Origin of the sequence: Methylobacter sp. BBA5.1, from assembly GCF_000746145.1 — a bacterium.
Lineage (GTDB): Bacteria > Pseudomonadota > Gammaproteobacteria > Methylococcales > Methylomonadaceae > Methylobacter > Methylobacter marinus.
In genome coordinates this window covers 74530-91126 of sequence record NZ_JQKS01000020.1, presented here as the reverse complement: position 1 = coordinate 91126, position 16597 = coordinate 74530, and the positions used below count along the sequence as shown (strand labels likewise).

Annotated in this window: 15 protein-coding genes; 6 read left to right on the top strand and 9 right to left on the bottom strand. The window is 55.7% G+C overall.

Annotation, left to right across the window (positions count from 1 at the left end):
* Positions 1-2: 2 nt before the first annotated feature.
* Genes EK22_RS13500 through EK22_RS13485 form a run of 4 tightly spaced genes read left to right on the top strand, consistent with a single transcriptional unit; the run spans position 3 to position 3158 of the window.
* Positions 3-341 carry a J domain-containing protein gene (locus tag EK22_RS13500; protein WP_036251823.1) on the top strand — a complete coding sequence of 113 codons (339 nt, stop codon included), beginning with the start codon at positions 3-5 and terminating at the stop codon, positions 339-341.
* Positions 338-1006 carry a nucleotide exchange factor GrpE gene (locus tag EK22_RS13495; RefSeq protein WP_036251820.1) on the top strand — a complete coding sequence of 223 codons (669 nt, stop codon included), beginning with the start codon at positions 338-340 and terminating at the stop codon, positions 1004-1006. Before EK22_RS13500 ends, EK22_RS13495 begins: the two co-directional genes overlap by 4 nt.
* Positions 1003-2763, top strand: a complete 1761-nt coding sequence (locus EK22_RS13490; RefSeq protein WP_036251818.1) for an Hsp70 family protein — start codon at positions 1003-1005, stop codon at positions 2761-2763. The genes EK22_RS13495 and EK22_RS13490 overlap by 4 nt, the downstream gene beginning before the upstream one ends.
* Positions 2763-3158, top strand: coding sequence for a hypothetical protein (locus EK22_RS13485; protein WP_020160145.1), 396 nt, complete (start codon positions 2763-2765; stop codon positions 3156-3158). The genes EK22_RS13490 and EK22_RS13485 overlap by 1 nt, the downstream gene beginning before the upstream one ends.
* A gap of 102 nt (positions 3159-3260) precedes the next feature.
* Here the strand turns inward: EK22_RS13485 and EK22_RS13480 are convergent, their stop codons facing one another.
* From EK22_RS13480 to EK22_RS13470, 3 genes are all read right to left on the bottom strand, one after another.
* Complete coding sequence (locus tag EK22_RS13480; protein ID WP_036251816.1) at positions 3261-3641, bottom strand: DUF427 domain-containing protein; 381 nt, start codon at positions 3639-3641, stop codon at positions 3261-3263.
* 57 nt (positions 3642-3698) lie between these two features.
* Positions 3699-4079, bottom strand: a complete 381-nt coding sequence (locus tag EK22_RS13475) for a VOC family protein (protein WP_036251813.1) — start codon at positions 4077-4079, stop codon at positions 3699-3701.
* A gap of 213 nt (positions 4080-4292) precedes the next feature.
* Positions 4293-5597, bottom strand: a complete 1305-nt coding sequence (locus EK22_RS13470) for a cytochrome P450 (protein ID WP_036251811.1) — start codon at positions 5595-5597, stop codon at positions 4293-4295.
* 582 nt (positions 5598-6179) lie between these two features.
* Between EK22_RS13470 and EK22_RS13465 the strand changes: the two genes are divergently transcribed.
* Both EK22_RS13465 and EK22_RS13460 read left to right on the top strand, forming a co-directional pair.
* Complete coding sequence (locus EK22_RS13465; RefSeq protein ID WP_036251809.1) at positions 6180-6644, top strand: putative molybdenum carrier protein; 465 nt, start codon at positions 6180-6182, stop codon at positions 6642-6644.
* Positions 6645-6765: 121 nt separating this feature from the next.
* A complete protein-coding gene (locus EK22_RS13460; protein WP_020160150.1) occupies positions 6766-7107 on the top strand; it encodes a zinc ribbon domain-containing protein YjdM in 342 nt (113 codons plus the stop codon).
* 276 nt (positions 7108-7383) lie between these two features.
* Here EK22_RS13460 and EK22_RS13455 read toward each other — a convergent pair whose 3' ends face one another.
* The 6 genes from EK22_RS13455 to EK22_RS13430 form a co-directional block, all read right to left on the bottom strand.
* Positions 7384-8967, bottom strand: coding sequence for a sigma 54-interacting transcriptional regulator (locus EK22_RS13455; protein ID WP_036251806.1), 1584 nt, complete (start codon positions 8965-8967; stop codon positions 7384-7386).
* Between the two features lie 11 nt (positions 8968-8978).
* Positions 8979-9227: a zinc ribbon domain-containing protein gene (locus EK22_RS25580; RefSeq protein ID WP_036251803.1), complete on the bottom strand. Its 249-nt coding sequence runs from the start codon at positions 9225-9227 to the stop codon at positions 8979-8981.
* An 85-nt stretch (positions 9228-9312) separates the two neighbouring features.
* Positions 9313-9966, bottom strand: coding sequence for a beta-class carbonic anhydrase (locus EK22_RS13445; RefSeq protein WP_036251801.1), 654 nt, complete (start codon positions 9964-9966; stop codon positions 9313-9315).
* Between the two features lie 1151 nt (positions 9967-11117).
* Positions 11118-12059: a response regulator transcription factor gene (locus EK22_RS13440; protein WP_036251799.1), complete on the bottom strand. Its 942-nt coding sequence runs from the start codon at positions 12057-12059 to the stop codon at positions 11118-11120.
* Positions 12049-15450, bottom strand: coding sequence for a response regulator (locus EK22_RS13435; RefSeq protein WP_051961899.1), 3402 nt, complete (start codon positions 15448-15450; stop codon positions 12049-12051). Before EK22_RS13435 ends, EK22_RS13440 begins: the two co-directional genes overlap by 11 nt.
* Positions 15451-15686: 236 nt before the next feature.
* Positions 15687-16466 carry a hypothetical protein gene (locus tag EK22_RS13430; protein ID WP_051961898.1) on the bottom strand — a complete coding sequence of 260 codons (780 nt, stop codon included), beginning with the start codon at positions 16464-16466 and terminating at the stop codon, positions 15687-15689.
* Positions 16467-16597 lie beyond the last annotated feature (131 nt).

The following is a 16597-nucleotide window of genomic DNA, read 5'->3' as shown; positions in this document are numbered from 1 at the left end:
CTATGAAGACACCTTATGAGATCCTGAACGTTGCCGCCGATGCCGGCGATGCCGAAATCAAGCAGGCTTATCTGCGCAAAGTCAAAGACAATCCGCCGGATCGCGACCGGGAACAGTTTCAATCAATTCATAGTGCCTATGAAGCGATCAAGGACCATAAAAGCCGGGTGAGCCATGCCCTGTTCACAGCGCCCGAGGCCGATTTCGAGGCGCTGCTCGACCAGGCCTTTGCTGTCGCGCAGCCCCCGCGAATCGGGCCGGAACAGTTTAACGGGCTGCTGCACGCCGGCATCGACGATCAAACCCTGCTGAACGCCCTGGCCAATTCCGGAAAACCATGACTACAGACACACAAACAAACCAGTTACTCGAAGACTTCCGCACTTATCTGGAACAGAGCCGGCCTGAGCCATTCGTCGCCGAGGAACAGCCCGATCTGAACACGTTGCTCACGGAAATGGCGGGCCTGAAAACCGAAGTGAAAGCCGAATCCAGGCAGTTCAAGAGTACCCTGGATACGCTCGGCTCGGCGCTGGCCACCGTGCAGGAAGACAATAAAGCCCTGTCGGCGGAACTGGCCAGGCATGCCGAGCGGCTGGAACAGCAGCAACGTCAAATCATGCGCGCCGTGCTGTTGGATATCGTCGACATCTACGATCGTTTGACCACCGGCCTGGAGGTGCTGCGCAACTACCAGCCGGCCGCATCGCTGTTCAAACATTCCAGGGACCAGGACGTGCGGTTTATCAGGCAGTTCAGGGAAGGGCAGGAAATGACGGTCAGGCGCTTTGAGCAATTCCTGGAGCGCTATCAGGTGCGGCCGCTGGACTGCGTCGGGCAAGTGCTGGATCCTGTGACCATGACGGCTGTTGAGACCGGTTATCATCCAAAATTCGAAAACGGCATCGTGCTGGAGGAACTGCGGAAAGGTTTTCTATTCCAGGATCAGGTTCTGCGGCTGGCGGAAGTTAAAGTCAATAAAATCAACGCTAGGGAACACTTATGAACGAAATCATCATTGGCATCGATTTAGGCACCACCAACTCGGAAGTCGCGATTGTCGAGCAGGGCAAGGTCAGGGTAATCGCCGACGGCGACAAAAAAATCCTGCCCTCGTTTGTCGGCATCGACGACCACGGCGGCATTCTGGTCGGTGAAGCGGCGCGGAACCAATACCTGGTTTATCCGGAGCGCACCGTTAAATCGATCAAGCGCCTGATGGGGCAAAATATCCAGGTGGACCTGGCGGGCCAGTCCTATGCGCCGCAGGAAATTTCCGCCATCATTCTTAAACGCCTTAAAGCCATCGCCGAAAAGCATCTCGGGCAACCGGTCGGCAAGGCCGTCATCACTGTGCCGGCCTATTTTTCCGACGCCCAGCGGCAAGCCACGCGCGAGGCCGGCGAAATCGCGGGACTGGACGTCGTGCGCATGATCAACGAGCCCACCGCGGCGGCGCTGGCTTATGGCGCCAGCCAGGTCGAAGCCAAGCGCATGCTGGTGTACGACCTGGGCGGCGGCACCTTCGACGTGTCCGTGGTCAACTTCCAGTCCGGCGTTGTCGAAGTGCTGTCCAGTCACGGCGACAACCACCTGGGCGGCGACGACTTTGATCAGCAAATCATCGAACACCTGCTCAAGCATCTGCAAAAAACCTATAATGTCGACGCCCGCGGCCACAGCAAAGCCATGGCGCGCATCACCCGGGCCGCGGAAAATGCCAAACTCCTGCTTTCCGATGAGCCTTACGCACGGATTGAAGAAGAGTATCTGCTGGAGCATGAAGGCTCGGCCATCCACTTGTCCCTCGAATTGTCCAGGCTGGAATACGAGATGATGATCGAGGATTACATCAACGCCACCCTGGACGCCGTGCATATCGCCCTGAAAGGGGCAAAACTGACCGTGGCGGATATCGATGAAGTCATACTGGTCGGCGGTTCCACGCGCATGCCTTGTATCCGGGAACGCATGTTCGATGAATTCGGCTACGAACCGCACGGCGAGGTCGATCCCGATTTGTGCGTGGCCATGGGCGCGGCGATTCAGGCGGCCATGATCGGCGGCCAGCAAGTGGATACGGTGCTGGTCGATGTGACGCCTTATACCTACGGCACCAGTGCCATAGGCACGCTGAACGGCCAGTCTTATCCTTTCATGTATGTGCCGATCATCCACAAGAATAGCGTGCTGCCGATCCGTAAAACCGAAGCCTTCATGACCACCCACGATGGCCAGGAAGTCGTTGAGGTTACGATTTATCAGGGCGAGGACCCCGATGCTTTGAACAATATCAGCATCGGCGAGTTTCGGATCGAAGGCCTGCGCGATGTCGAAGCCGGCAACGTGATAACGCTGACCCTGGATCTGGATCTCAACGGCATTCTGCACGTGTCGGCGCAGGAAAAAGACACCGGACTGGAAAAATCGATCACCATTAAAAATGCCCTGTCGCGTTTTGAAAGCACCACCCTGGATACCGCCAGGCAGCGCATCACCTCGTTATTCGGGCACCTGGAACCCGGTCCGGATGAACAGGGCGCGGCGGAACCGTTCGAGGAACCGGCCGCGCCGGAAATCGAGGAGGCGCGCAATGTCATGGCTAAGGCCGAAAGTTTGTTCGAGCAGGTCTCCGACGCGGACAAGGAGGATATGGTCGATTTGATTGGCTCCATAACAGCGTGCATCGAAGCCAGGGATATCGACGGACTGCGGGAGCCGGTCGAACAATTGAAAGACATTATCTACTATCTGGAATCCTGATGCAGCGCTGCCCCTGCTGCAGGGCCCGCCTGGGCGGCGCTGCACGTTGTCCCCGCTGCGGCGCGGATTTAGGCAAAATCATCGGCGCCGGGCAGGCCGCCCGGTTCTGGCTGGCCAAAGCGATACAGGCCTGGCGGGAAAACGAAGCCGGGCAGAGCGTTAGCGCCCTGGAATACTCGCTGCATCTGAAAAAAACCGAACTGGCGCTGGTTTTCCGGGATTTTTTGATTGACCGGCACTGTCAGGGGATTTTGGGCTTATTGGAGCAACGGCAACCGCTGTCCGCGAAACAACGGCTTTACAGCGTGCGTCATTTGCTGCCGCACAGCCCGATGCTGCGGCAGTTGAATGCGTTCACCGATTATCTGTTGGCACGGAAGCACGGAACCGGCTGAAAACCGCTTGCTGACATGCGATGTCGCAGGACAGGATTGCCTGGATCAGGCAACAGCCTTATACCCCGGTTCTGGTCCCCGTTTTCTATGTGGCGCCATCTTTCAGGCGCCCTCGATATGGATTTCCCGAAAGTGGTCGTTGTAGAAGGCGACCCTGTCCTTAAGCCCGTAATGTTCCTCATAAGGGTCTTCATAGGTCCAGACCGCATCCTCGAATGTTTCATCGCCCAGCTTGAGATGGTAATAATGCGCGGAGCCCTTGAAAGGGCACTCCGTCGTTGTCGCCGAACGCTCAAGCAGTTCCATCCTGACGTCGGAGCGGGGGAAATAATAGCGGGGCGGGTGCTGGTCCTCTTCAACCCGGATCACGTCGTCTGAATCCGCGATCAGCTCGCCGTTGATCTCAACTTGAAATCTTTGCCCCATGTGCTGTTCTTGGACTTTATGGTCGGGCCATTTCTGGTGCCCGGGCGCTTTGCTCATACTGACCTCCAGGGTTGATAAAAAAGGGTGTCGGCGACAGACCGGAGGCTCGCCGGCCTAGCCGCTGCCGTAAGGACGGGTGAGGATTTCCAGCAGATGGCCGTCGGGATCTTCGAAATACACGCCGCGGCCGCCGTCCCGATGGTTAATCTGGCCCGGCTGGTGCTGGCCGGGGTCGGCCCAGTATTCAAGCCCGCGCTCGCGGATGCGGCCGAAGATCGGCTCGAAATCGTCTTCACCGATCAGGAAGGCGTAGTGCTGCGAGGCAATTTCGCCCCCGGTTTCAAGGAAGTCGAGCGAGACACCGTTGCTGAGTTCAACGACCAGGAACGGCCCGAAGGACTTGGGCGCCGGCAATCCGAGGATGTCCGTCAGAAACGTCGCCGATCCGCGCTGATCGCGGCACGAGACGATAGTGTGATTGAGTTGTACGCTCATGGGTCATGGTCCCCAACATCAGATCGATTGGTTTTGTGACCTCGGCGGATGCCGGCGGTTCAACCGGTCGATGGGCCTTGATAGGTCCGCCGGGTTGTGAGTGTGTTGGATGGGATTCGAACCGGTGCGGGGCCGCCCGGTAAAGCGGATACGGGCGGTCGGCAAGGTGCCGTCCGCCCGACTTTCCGGTCAGCCGGATACGATAAAGCCTTCTTAGAGAACCTGGAAAATATTCGAGCAGGAATCGTTATCGTTATCCCAGGAAACCTGATAAAACTCCGGGAACGGGGTTTCTTTGTAATCGATGGCCGGAGAATCGGCCTGGATGCCTGGAAGCATGATGACCTGTTTGACCATTTCAGGGATCATGACCATTCCGATGTGTTTTCCCAGGCACTCATGCAAACCGAAGCCGAAGTGGAAAGTGTTGTACCACGGTCTTGCCGGATTGAATTCGTACGGGTCCGGAAACCTGTCGGGGTCAAACATGGCCGATAACACCAAAGGCAGGACCATCGTGCCTTTGGGAATAAAGGTTTCCCTTTTGGTGCCTTGCGCCACGGTGTAGTCACTGGCGGAGATACGGAATAAATAAGGCGCGATCGGATTAAAGCGCAAGGCTTCCCAAACGATGCTGTCAAACGCCTGAACGTCATCCGCCTGAATGGCGGCTTTCGCAAGCTTCAAAACGTCCGGGCGGCGCAGTATTTCCTGAATGATCTGGGCGACGGCCTGCGCGGTGGTTTCCACGGCGCCGATAAGCAGTCCGCCGATATTGCGGCCCAGCCGGTCCATCGGAAAGTCAATGCTGTCCGGGAAGCGGGTGCTCAACATGCGTGTGACGATGTCATCCTTGGCTGTGCCGGCCTGGATTTGTGCCAAGCGCCGGGGGATCAGTTCACCCAGGTACGCACGGATTTCGTCCCGGGCCTGCAATGAGTTGGCATGAATGGCATCCGGATCGTCCACTTTATCAAACGGCTGGTTATGAAATGAATCGTATTGGCTCCAGTAGGACCATTTAATCAATTTCGCGGGATCGATGTCGTCCAGGCCAAAATATTCCTGAACCAGCAGGGTGGGAATGGTTCTGCAATAGCTGTTCACCAGTTCAATCCGGTGGCCGCTGGCGGCCAGCGTGTCACGGGAACGCTCGGCGATCAGGTCGCGTATCCGCGGCAGATCATCACGGTTCAACATGGCCTGCATGATGGATTTTTCACGCATGTGCAGCGCCGTGTCATCCTCCGCCATCAGATAACCCTCCATCTTCGGTTCATAAAGCCCGACGGTAAACACAGACGGCAAAGTCAGTATTTCGACCACATCTTCGAATTTGGCAAACAAAGTCCCCTTGGCCGTTGCAAAAATGGGCTTTTTGGCACGCAACTCCTCAAAGAAGGGCAGGGGGGATTTATCCATCCAGTTTCTGACCAATGAAAACTTTTCATCGGCCGGCGCCTGGTCATATTGTTTTAGGAAACTGTTTTTACCGTTGTTCGGCTTTGCTGATTTCATTCCGTTACCTCGTTTTTATTTTTATAACGCAAAGGATTATTGAGAGACTCAAGCAAGGCAAGTTGCTGATTGTGAGCTTGTGGTTTGTTCGGGTATATCTGCCCGGCATCATAATTACCGACAAACAAATATTAAATGCCGTTTTAGATTTTAAATAACCCTGTTTTTTTTAATATATATTCTTATATGTAGATAATGTATTGAAATATTAAAGTATAGCAGTCTATTTATTATTTTTAGTTTTCCCGTTCAACTGGGGGCGTCGGGTTTTTTATGACTGTTCCGGTCAGCCCTGGAGGGCGGCAAAGATATTAAACGCCCGGAGTTATCAGTGCAAAAAATTATGATTATCCAGCCTCCCTTCAGGTTAAGGCCGTTTCGTGGGAGCGATGCCTTTATGCCCTTTGGGTATACATCGCGACTTGCCCGGCGGTTTGAAATTGCGATGCAAGCATCGTTTCCACCAGGATTACCCGAATGGGGAAATAAGGCCATTATTCAATCTGTCTGTGCGTAACGTCCTATTTAAAAGCGGCAGGATGTTTCTGCCAACAACTTGCCTGATCAGTTTCAGGAGGAACCATGCTCAGTAAAATAGTGAGCGGCGGACAAACCGGCGCCGACAGGGCGGCTCTCGATGCCGGTATCGAATCGGGATTTCCGGTGGGCGGTTATTGCCCGGTCGGCAGGCAGGCGGAAGATGGTGAAATCGACGGCAAGTATCCGTTGCTAGAACTCGGCGGCGGATATCGTCAGCGAACCAGGAAGAATGTCGAGGAGTCGCATGGCACTGCCGTTTTTTATGACTCGGCGCTTCAAGGCGGTACGGAGCAGACCGTGGTGTTCTGCATCAAATACGGCAAGCCCTATAAGCTGATCGATATCAGCCTGGTGGATTGCGAGCGGGCGTCGGAGGCCGTTCATGAATTCATCAATCGCCATGATATTAACGTCCTGAATGTGGCGGGACCCAGGATGAGCAGTTGCCCGGCCATTTACGCCTATGTCAGGGAAGTCATCAAAACGGTGATTAAAAAATCGACTTGACAAGTTGCGGGGGGGCGTATTTCCCCGCTTTAGTGGACAATAAACGCCCGAATCTGGCATCATGCCGCCTCACTGCGCCTTGTATTCCACAAGGTTGAGACAATTTAAATAAGGTAAAGCAATGAGTAACCTCCCCAAATGCCCGGCATGCGGCTCGGAATTCACATACGAAGACGGCGATCTGTATATCTGCCCTGAATGCGCGCATGAATGGTCGAAAGATGAGACAGCCGAAGCCGGCGCCGATGAGCTGGACGTTAAGGATGCCAACGGCAATGTGCTGCAAGACGGCGATACCATTACCGTCATCAAGGATCTGAAAGTCAAGGGCTCATCATCGGTTGTCAAGGTCGGCACCAAGGTCAAGAACATCCGCCTGGTCGAGGGGGATCATAATATCGACTGCAAAATCGACGGCATTGGCGCCATGAAACTGAAATCGGAGTTTGTCAAAAAGGTCTGATGTGGCCTGGCCAGTCGTGATGGAGCGCGAATGACGCGCCTCATTATGGATGCATTGTAGGGGCGGACCTACGTGTCCGCCCTGTTTCGGGTGCACAACGGGTTATCGGAGAACCCCTGGCCAAAGGCGAACCGTCGGGCAGGGGCGAACACACAGGTTCGCCCCTGCGTGTCTGTTCATTTTACGATATCAGGGCATCAATCCGTGGGAATGGCCAGCACGGTAGGCTGGATTGTTAAACCCGGCATGCGTAGCCCGTTGATAAAACACACTTTCCTATTTGTTTCTATACGCGGCGGCTTCGATATGGTGTTTTTTCAGTTTTTGATGGACTGCGCGCGGAGTGATTTCCATTTCTCGTGCAACCGCGCTCACGTTTCCGGAAAATCTCGTTAACGCATCCTGGAGCATTTTAATTTCAATTTCGCGAGCGACCTTCTTCTTGATCATATTAAGATTTCCGTCGCTGACAGAGCCTGAGTCCGAATCATTAAGCTCGACAGGGATATCCTCGATGATGGGGCCGCGCGTGAACAGGAACGCGCGTTCGAAGACGTTTTCCAATTCCCGGACGTTGCCGGGCCAGTCATAAAGCATCACTTTGCGCCAAGCCTGTTCGCCAAGACTTTTTTTCGGCTTTTGATATTTATCCGATAATTGCTTGAGAAAATAGTCGGCCAATGCGCCAATGTCCTCGCGCCTGTCCCGCAAAGGCGGTATATGGATCGGCACGATATTTAACCGATAAAAAAGATCCTTTCGAAAATCGCCGGCCGTTACCAGGTCTTTGAGCGGTCTGTTGGAAGCGGCGATGATCCGGACGTCCGCCTTGATCACCTGTCTGCCGCCCACTCTCTCAAACTCGCCCTCCTGAAGGATACGCAGCAATTTCGCCTGCCCGGACAGGCTCAGGCTGTCGATTTCATCCAAAAACAGCGTGCCGGTGCAGGCTCTTTCGAAAAAACCCTTGTGGACATTATAAGCGCCGGTGAACGCGCCTTTTTCATGGCCGAACAAGGCGCTTTCGATCAAGCTTTCAGCAATGGCGCCGCAATTGACGGCAACGAATTTTTCCTGGTTACGTCCGCTCGCGGCATGGATCGCGCGCGCGATAATTTCCTTGCCGACCCCGGTTTCTCCGCCTATCAAGACATTGGCCAGGGTTGGCGCAACTATTTCCATGGAATTCAAAACCTCGCCCATGGATGGGGATTGCCCGATGACAATATTGCGTGGGTTTTGCCGGGCGCCCGTTTCAGCCGGCCCGCAATGACACCAGTTCTGCGCTGTTTTTTCCTCTACCTGCACAATGGTTTCGGAATGATTCGATTTGGAAATGATCGCGCCGTCCTGGCTGTAATACGCGTCGCCCGCTTGCTCCTGGCTCGAATCCCGGTCCAGATGAATACTGACTTCACAATGCGTATCGCCGGCGGCAATCCGCTTTTTTAATTCGACTTTGGCGTATCCGAAATTCCGCGCCGCAATACCGCCAAAAACCGAGGAGGTCATTTGGCACAGTTCGGGCGTTTCCTTCACCCTGTCACCAAACGGACAACGCGTATTCTCAACGCGGATGGCGCCTACGTCGCTCGATACCCGGGAGAACCCGCCGCCGATCTGATTTTTGATGTCGATAATCACATCCGCATACTGGTCGTGGGTTAATGCGCCTTCGTATTCCAGTTGTTTTCTGGCCGTTGCTTCGAAACAACTACTCGCTGACAAACCCAGATGCTGGATATAGTTGTCATTGTCCGACTGCTCCAGGCTTTTCTTTCGACCCAGATTAATGCTCTGAATCACAAAGGCCTGAAGAAACGAAATTGGCGTCAGGCGGGATAATTGTTTATTTTTCATTAACCCAACCCTTAATGGCGATGGCCGCACCCGCATCCGGGGCCGTGTTGATGAGTGGGCTTATTCGAGGTGTCCGGCTGCAACGAACGCATCGCCTGCTCGCGGCCAACCGCTTTATAGCCATGCGCGGCGGGCGGCGAGAGAATCAGTTTTTCACACGCCCCGCCGCAAGCCGGGCAAGCAGGCTGAGTGTCGCTGATCCGATGAGTTGCTTCAAACTGCTTACCGCATTTCGTGCATCTGTAATCATAAGTTGGCATATTTTCTGACTCCGCTTGTTACGGGTAATCCAAACGCAATGAAGAACGCCGGGCAGGCGCTCTTCATTGCTGTTACTGCGGCTTTCTAGCTCCAGCGCTCGGGTTGCTTGTCCTGCACGCCGAATGCGCTTGAACAGACATCGGTTCTTAAGCGCTTTTCAGCATCGAGTGTAGGTGCCCTCAAGCGCCGTGTCTCCACTTCCCAAATCCAGCCGCTGACAATAATATCCTTGGGTATCAGCGGATGATTCCTGAACGCTTCAATGGTTTTCATGCAGGTTACATCGACATCGTCCATCATCCCGATCCACTTGGCAAAAGCGCCTTTGTCCAGTTTGAGTTCGGGCAATGTCGGATCGAGCACCAGATTATCCGTGTCGACGCCTCTATCGCGGATTGCCTTTTCAAGATCCGCGGCATTTGCTGACAGCATGCCGCATTGGGTGTGCTGCACAATCACGATTTCCTTGGTTCCGAAAAAATTACAGGTCAGCATCGCGGAGCGGATGGCGTCGTCCGTTACAATGCCGCCGGCATTGCGGAAACAATGCGCGTCCCCTCCGCCGACCGGTGTATCGACATGAATGCCCAAGGCTTCGTCCACCGGCAAACGCTCATCCATGCAAGCGAGAACCCACAAGCTTGCGTTATTATGTCCTTCCGCTCCATAGCGACGACGCGTCGCCCAAAAATCGTAATCTTTTACCCGCTGTTCCAATGTATCTTTTAGTGTTGTCATTTTTATTACCTTCAGTTGTGTGAAGTAAAAAACCAGGCTTAAAGCCTGGGATGAGAGGGGTGTCATCATGCTACACTTTTGCAATTCACATGCCATGTGAAAAAATACATAAATATCAGTAGCCTACAAGTTAATTCATTTTATAAACAGATACTTATATTTATCGGCGGAACTGACTTTAACAGAGTTTATTCCAGCAAATCAATGAGATATCAATTATGAAATCAAGCTTCTCATTGGGAAGCCGGCTGTCCTTGTCGACGCCGTTGCGGCCGATGCCATCGATCAGGGATCGCGTAGGCGCGATATCACCTGAGACAAATCCCGCTGCGGATCATTCATCAGAATATATGGCTAGAGCAATCAGCCCTTACCTGAAAGCAACGATTGTTGGTTTTGTTATTGACAGGCCTGCCTGAAAAATACAGTAGGGTACGCAGTGCGTACCTTTTCCAGCGGTTCCGGTGAATGCCATTCCAACAGGTACGCACTGCGTACCCTACCGGATTTCCCTGGTTCCCATGCTCCCGAGGCTGTGAAAGAATTAGTGAAAAACGTCATAAAAAGCCTTATTCACCACGAAGATCACGAAGGACACGAAGAAAAAATTAAGTTAATCAAAAGCTTAAAACTTCGTGCTCTTCGTGTCCTTCGTGGTTAAATCCCTTAAATTGAATACTTTCACAGTCTCTCCTGCGTGGGAACCCATACCGGTGCTCATTCCAGCTGCTGTCTGCATTCCCATTTATGCCCTTCAGGGTACGCAGGAGCGTGGGAATGAGGAAATGCCCTGCCGGTCAGTGAATGGCTTGTTTTCATGGCGACCCATGCCTGAAGGTAATGTTTTCGACTAATGAATAAATGCACTAGGTTTAATGGGGATTGAAATTGAGGCGTAGAGGGATGATGCTTAGGAATTGGCTTGAAATTAGAATCCTGCATAGGATGTGCTAATTAAAAAGCAGGTGCTCCTGGCGGCGCGGTGAACCGTATCGCTCGCGAACGATACCCTAAAGGGCACAAGTGCGCCTCCTGTCGTCGGCACATCCTATGTTTAAACAGGGATATTATTGGCGACCGGATCCTTTACGGCTGTCAGGGCCTTCCTGCCGGCCATCCCTTGCGGGCCGGATTTAACGATCAGCGCCCGCTCAAACCGGCGTGCGCTGCAGGACCATTGAAACGGCCGCCGCGCGGGTGACGACGCCCAGCTTTTCAAAAATATGCTCGAGGTGTTTATTGATGGTGCGTGGACTGCTGCCCAGGATCATGCCGACTTCCTTATTGGTCTTGCCCCGCGATATCCACATCAGGATTTCCGCTTCGCGAAAAGTCAGCCCCAGGGACTGCCTGACCGAATCCAGGTCCCAGGTGCCGGAATGCTTTTCCAGCACCAGCAGGTACTCGTCGGCGTGCTGGCACGGCGTTATTCTGGCGGAAAAATCGACGCCGGCCCGCCGGCTTTCAAAGCTGTCCCGGTCGGATTTTCCGGCCGCGGCCAGGCGCGCGCCAAACCATTCGAGCAGCGGTTTGGGCAGCGGCGCGCCCACCTCGTTTTCACCCGTCAGCACGTGGGTTTGCCGGAATTCGTCCAGCCAGCGGCTGCCGCCCGGCGTCAGCCAGGTGATGCGGCCGGATGGGTCGGTTGCCAGGGCGGAGAAAGGGCTATGGTTCAGGGCGTTTTCGGCGCGCCGCAGGTTTCGGGCCTGCGTCAGCTGCACGTCCACTCGTGCCAGGACTTCGGGCGGGCGTATCGGCTTGACGATGTAATCGACGGCGCCTTCGTCGAAACCTCGCAACAGGTTATCGAGTTCGCTTAGCGCGGTCATGAACAAAACCGGAATGTCGGCCGTTTCCGGGCTGGCTTTGAGCCGGTTGCAGGTTTCAAAGCCGTCGATGCCGGGCATCATCACGTCCAGCAGGATAATGTCCGGCTTCAGGTAAGTGATCTGCTCCAGCGCCGACAGCCCGTCGGTGGCTACCAGTACGCGGTAGCCGGCTTCGGAAAGCGTATCGGAGAGCAGGGCCAGATTGCCGGGCGTGTCATCGACGATCATGACGGTGCCGCTGGTAGGGGAAAGTTTACTGGTCATCGCCGGTCTGTTCCTCATTCGCCATAGGTAAAAGTTGTTTGATTTCAGCCAGCCGGAATTCGCCGGCCAGCGCCATGATCCGCCGGGCGAAATGACCGTATTGCGGCTGGCGCTCGATCAATTCGGCCAGGTATTGGTTAACGCTCATCAAGTCGCCGATCCGGACATAGCCGGCCAGGTCCTGAAGGATGTCCGGCGAGGGCGTCTGATGGTCGCCGCGCGGTTCGGCGTCATCTTCCTGATAGCGCCAGTCCAGCGCCAGATGCAGTTTCAGTTTGTACAGCAGTTCGCTGACCTGCAGGGGCTTGGACAGGAAGTCGCTGCAGCCGGCGTTGACGGCGTTCACCCGGTCGGCCGGATAGGCGTTGGCGCTGAGTACGATGATCGGACCCGCATAGTCTTTCAGGCGCAGCCGGTGGGCGGTTTCGGCGCCGTCCAGGCCGGGCATGGACAAATCCAGCAGGATAAGGTCGGGCGGGTCATTTTGAACTTGAACCAGGCAGTCTTCGCCGCTGCCGGCCCCGGCCAGGCCAAAGCCTAACGGTTCCAGAATGGACGCGACCAGCTGACGATGCTCCGGTTGGTCATCGACCACCAGGATCTTGCGGTGTTTTCCCCGGTAGCCGACGATGTCCTCTTCCTGGATGTATTGCTGCTTGCCGCCCAGGTTGGGCAGCAACAGCCGCACGGTAAAGGTGGCGCCCTGGCCCTGGTCGCTGGCGACAGCCAGTTCGCCGCCCATGATTTCGCACAGGATTTTGCTGATGGTCAGTCCCAGGCCGCTGCCGCCGGTCAGGCTCTCGTTCGGCAGCTGGGTAAAGGGCTGGAAAATGTTCGTCAACTGATCCTGATGGATGCCGGGGCCGGTGTCGATGACCTGAAACGTGGTGACGCCGCAACTGTAGCCGATACGCAGTATGATTTCGCCCGTCGAGGTGAACTTGATCGCATTGCCGAGCAGGTTGATCAGGATTTGCCCGACCCGCTTCTCATCGCCGCGCACCCGTTGGGGCAGGGTGTTGACGATCTGGCAATGAAACGACAGGCCCTTGTCCTCGGCCTGCGGCTTGAAAATGCTGACCAGGTGCTCGATAAAATTCGGGAAATCGATAGGCTCGCGGCGCAGTTCGAACTTGCGCGCCTCGATGCGGGCAATATCGAGAATGTCTTCGATCAGCGACGATAAATGCTCGCTGTTGCGTTTCAGAATATCCACGGCCTGGCGCCTGTGCGCCGGTATCGCCGGATCTTTCTGCAGAATGTAGGCATAGCCGATAATGCTGTTTAACGGCGTGCGTATCTCGTGGCTCATGCTGCTCAGGAACCGGCTCTTCGCGCTGTTGGCGCGGTCCGCCATGTTGATGGCCTGCTGCAGCTTGGCATCGGTTTTCTTGTGCTCGGCGATTTCCATCAGCAGGCGCTGGGTTTGCCGGTCGGTTTCTTCATGCGCCACGCGCCGGCTTTCGTCGTTCAGGATCAGCCACCAGGTGCACAAGCCGATGAACACCAGCAAGGAGGCGTACACCTTGACAAAATTTTCCAGCAGCAGGTTGAAGGACGGCGGGTAGGGTTCGGCGGTCAGCAGGTCCTGGTAATAAATAATGCCGACGAAGACGCTGGTCAGCACCGTCAGAAACAAAAACAGCAGGCTGAAGCGTATCAGGCGCAGCCTGACGGTCAGATTCAGCCGGCCGGGCAGACAATATTCGGCCAGGTTGTGCAGATAATCGTCCAGGCGCATGCCCGGCTTGCAGGCGTCCATGCAGCGCGAGTCCAGCGTGCAGCAGAGCGAGCAGATGCCGCCCTTATAGACGGGGCAATAGGCCATGTCCTCGCGTTCGAAATGGTTTTCGCAAATGCTGCACCGGCCGAGCTGGTCCGGATGATGATGGCCGAGGTCGCGGGACAGGTAACGTTCGCGCCCGTAGACCCAGGCAATGCAGGGGACCAGCACAAAAGCCAGACCCAGGGCGATGAAGGCGGAAAAGGCCTGGGCATGGGCGCCGAACAGCCCCAGATAAGCCAGGATCGAAACGACCGAGGCGCACAGGGTCGCCAGTGTGCCGACCGGATTGAGGTCGGGCAGGTAGGCGCGTTTAAACTCGACCGCCTTGGGGCTCAGGCCCAAGGGCTTGTTGATCAGCAGTTCGGCGGCCACGGCGCTGATCCAGGCGATCGAGATATTGGAAAACAGCCCCAGCACTTTTTCCAGCGCGCCGAAGACGCCGAACTCCATCAGCAGCAGGGCGATGGAAACATTGAACAGCAGCCAGATCACCCGGCCGGGATGGCTGTGGGTCAGGCGCGAGAAAAAGTTCGACCAGGCCAGTGAGCCCGCATAGGCATTGGTGACATTGATCTTGACCTGGGATATCACCACAAACAGGGTCGTGGCCGCCAGGGCCAGCTCGGTATTGCCGAACAGTTCGCCGTAGGCCACCAGATACATTTGCGTCGGTTCATGGGCATGAACCGGATCTATGCCGTGACGCACGGCAAGATGCGCCAGCAGGGCGCCGCCCAACTGCCTGGCCATGCCGAACAGAATCCAGCCGGGCCCCGCGCTCAATGTGCCCAGCCACCAGCGCAGCCGGTTTTTTTCGGTCAGTTCCGGCATGAACCGTAAAAAATCCACCTGCTCGCCGATCTGCGCCACCATTGAAAAAGCGATGGTGGCGGCGCTGCCGAACAGCAGCCAGTCGAAGTCCCGGCCGCTGCCCGCGATCCCGAAATAGGCCTGCAGGGTCATCAGCGACTCCGGCTCGCGCACGAACACGGCGATATACGGCGCAATCAGCAGCACCAGCCACAGCGGCTGCGTCCACAATTGCAGGCGGCTGATGGTGGTGATGCCGAAAGTCACCAGCGGAATGACGATAACGGCGCTGATGATATGCGCCATGGCCAGCGGAATGTGGAAATACAGTTCCAGCGCCAGGGACATGATGGAGGCCTCGAGCGCGAACAGCGTGAAGGTAAACGAGGCATAAATCAATGAGGTGACCGTCGAGCCGATGTAGCCGAACCCGGCGCTGCGGGTCATCAGGTCGATGTCGATGTTGTAGCGGGCCGCGTAATAGCTGATCGGGAAACTGGTGATAAAAATGATCAGGCCGACGGCCAGAATGGCCCAGAAGGCATTGGTAAAACCGTAGTTGATGGACAGAAAGCCGCCTATCGCTTCCAGGACCAGGAAGGAGGTGGAGCCGAACGCGGTATTCGCCACCTGAAATTCGGACCATTTGCGAAACGTGCGCGGCGCAAACCGGAGCGCATAGTCCTCCAGCATTTCGTTGGCGACCCAGGCGTTATAGTCATGGCGAATTTTTGAGATGTTGTGTCGGATACCGGCTTCCTTGGTGGGTTTGGTAAAAAATTTACCCCACGGCATTGGTTAAATTACCTCCTCGACATAGCAATAAGCGCACCAGACAGCATTGGGCACGGCCAATGCGCGAAAAAAAGCGGCATCCATAAAGAACCTTGAGCCACATTGGTGCGCTAGCTCTGGCTCTGCACCAAAATGGGCTGCGTTGAAATGCTTTTGGTCAGTTCCGATAATGTTTTTTATTCAGGAACTTCGTATATCAGCAGGGCGACTTCGCCCCGCGTGCCCGCACAAGTCGATCACCGTCTTTCATGCCCAAAACGTAAAATCACCGGCGCCCCCTGGTTGTGAATGATGATTTGTTTACGGCCTTCGCTGGTGGAGGTGATCGCCTTGCCGGACGCCTTCGCGTCCGCTTCTTCTACCGCTTCCTCAACCGGCCCGGTCACGGTTTCGATGCGCACTTCCGGCATCCAGCCGGGCTTGATGCCGGAAGCCGGCTGGTCCGGCGTTTTATCGGGCCAGTCCAGTTCATTCAGCAGGTTGAAACAGACGGTGCTGATGTGATCGACCAGTTTGTCGGTGCCGACGGCTTGTCCCGCGCGTTTGCCGAAAGCGCTTCCGACCGCGAAGTCCATGTGCAGATAACGGGTTTGTTCGGGGCGGGCGATAAACGTCAGTTCGCAGCTGATGGGCAGCACGTCGGTTTTTTGAAAGCCGGGCGCCCGGGGATCGGAATCACCGGCGGAAAATGAAAAACCGGTCGGCGTTTCGCCGTATTCGATCGCGCCGATTTCGGCGGTCAGGGTGTGGCTGGCCGCCTGGCTGTCATCGGCGCTGACGGGATAGCTCCAGCCGGCCAGGTTGTCGGCGATCCGGGCCGCGATGCCGGGTCGGGACAGGGCTGTCGCCAACGTCGGTTGCCGGATCGCGCCGATCTTGAAGTTAATGTGTTCGACCCGCGCGGTATCGAGCCGCGCCTGCCGTTCTTCCGGCCCCGCGGCACAGGCGGTCAATGCGCAGGCGATTGCCGCGGATTTGAAAAACAGGCGGCTGGCGGCGGGTAGTGGCTTGATCATAGGCGTCCGTAGGTCAGGTGCAAAGGTATCGAAACTCTAATCGAGCGGCCGGTGCGCGGCTATACGTCATCTGACTGATGAGTCAGATGACGCATTGTCGAAATATCCCCCAGACAAAATAATTCTCGCCA

Coding starts and splice junctions, on each gene's coding strand:
- EK22_RS13490 (WP_036251818.1), top strand. CDS start 1,003: ATGAACGAAATCATCATTGGCATCGATTTAGGCACCACCAACTCGGAA.
- EK22_RS13500 (WP_036251823.1), top strand. CDS start 3: ATGAAGACACCTTATGAGATCCTGAACGTTGCCGCCGATGCCGGCGAT.
- EK22_RS25580 (WP_036251803.1), bottom strand. CDS start 9,227: ATGCCAACTTATGATTACAGATGCACGAAATGCGGTAAGCAGTTTGAA.
- EK22_RS13460 (WP_020160150.1), top strand. CDS start 6,766: ATGAGTAACCTCCCCAAATGCCCGGCATGCGGCTCGGAATTCACATAC.
- EK22_RS13435 (WP_051961899.1), bottom strand. CDS start 15,450: ATGCCGTGGGGTAAATTTTTTACCAAACCCACCAAGGAAGCCGGTATC.
- EK22_RS13445 (WP_036251801.1), bottom strand. CDS start 9,966: ATGACAACACTAAAAGATACATTGGAACAGCGGGTAAAAGATTACGAT.
- EK22_RS13475 (WP_036251813.1), bottom strand. CDS start 4,079: ATGAGCGTACAACTCAATCACACTATCGTCTCGTGCCGCGATCAGCGC.
- EK22_RS13465 (WP_036251809.1), top strand. CDS start 6,180: ATGCTCAGTAAAATAGTGAGCGGCGGACAAACCGGCGCCGACAGGGCG.
- EK22_RS13440 (WP_036251799.1), bottom strand. CDS start 12,059: ATGACCAGTAAACTTTCCCCTACCAGCGGCACCGTCATGATCGTCGAT.
- EK22_RS13495 (WP_036251820.1), top strand. CDS start 338: ATGACTACAGACACACAAACAAACCAGTTACTCGAAGACTTCCGCACT.
- EK22_RS13480 (WP_036251816.1), bottom strand. CDS start 3,641: ATGAGCAAAGCGCCCGGGCACCAGAAATGGCCCGACCATAAAGTCCAA.
- EK22_RS13455 (WP_036251806.1), bottom strand. CDS start 8,967: ATGAAAAATAAACAATTATCCCGCCTGACGCCAATTTCGTTTCTTCAG.
- EK22_RS13485 (WP_020160145.1), top strand. CDS start 2,763: ATGCAGCGCTGCCCCTGCTGCAGGGCCCGCCTGGGCGGCGCTGCACGT.
- EK22_RS13470 (WP_036251811.1), bottom strand. CDS start 5,597: ATGAAATCAGCAAAGCCGAACAACGGTAAAAACAGTTTCCTAAAACAA.
- EK22_RS13430 (WP_051961898.1), bottom strand. CDS start 16,466: ATGATCAAGCCACTACCCGCCGCCAGCCGCCTGTTTTTCAAATCCGCG.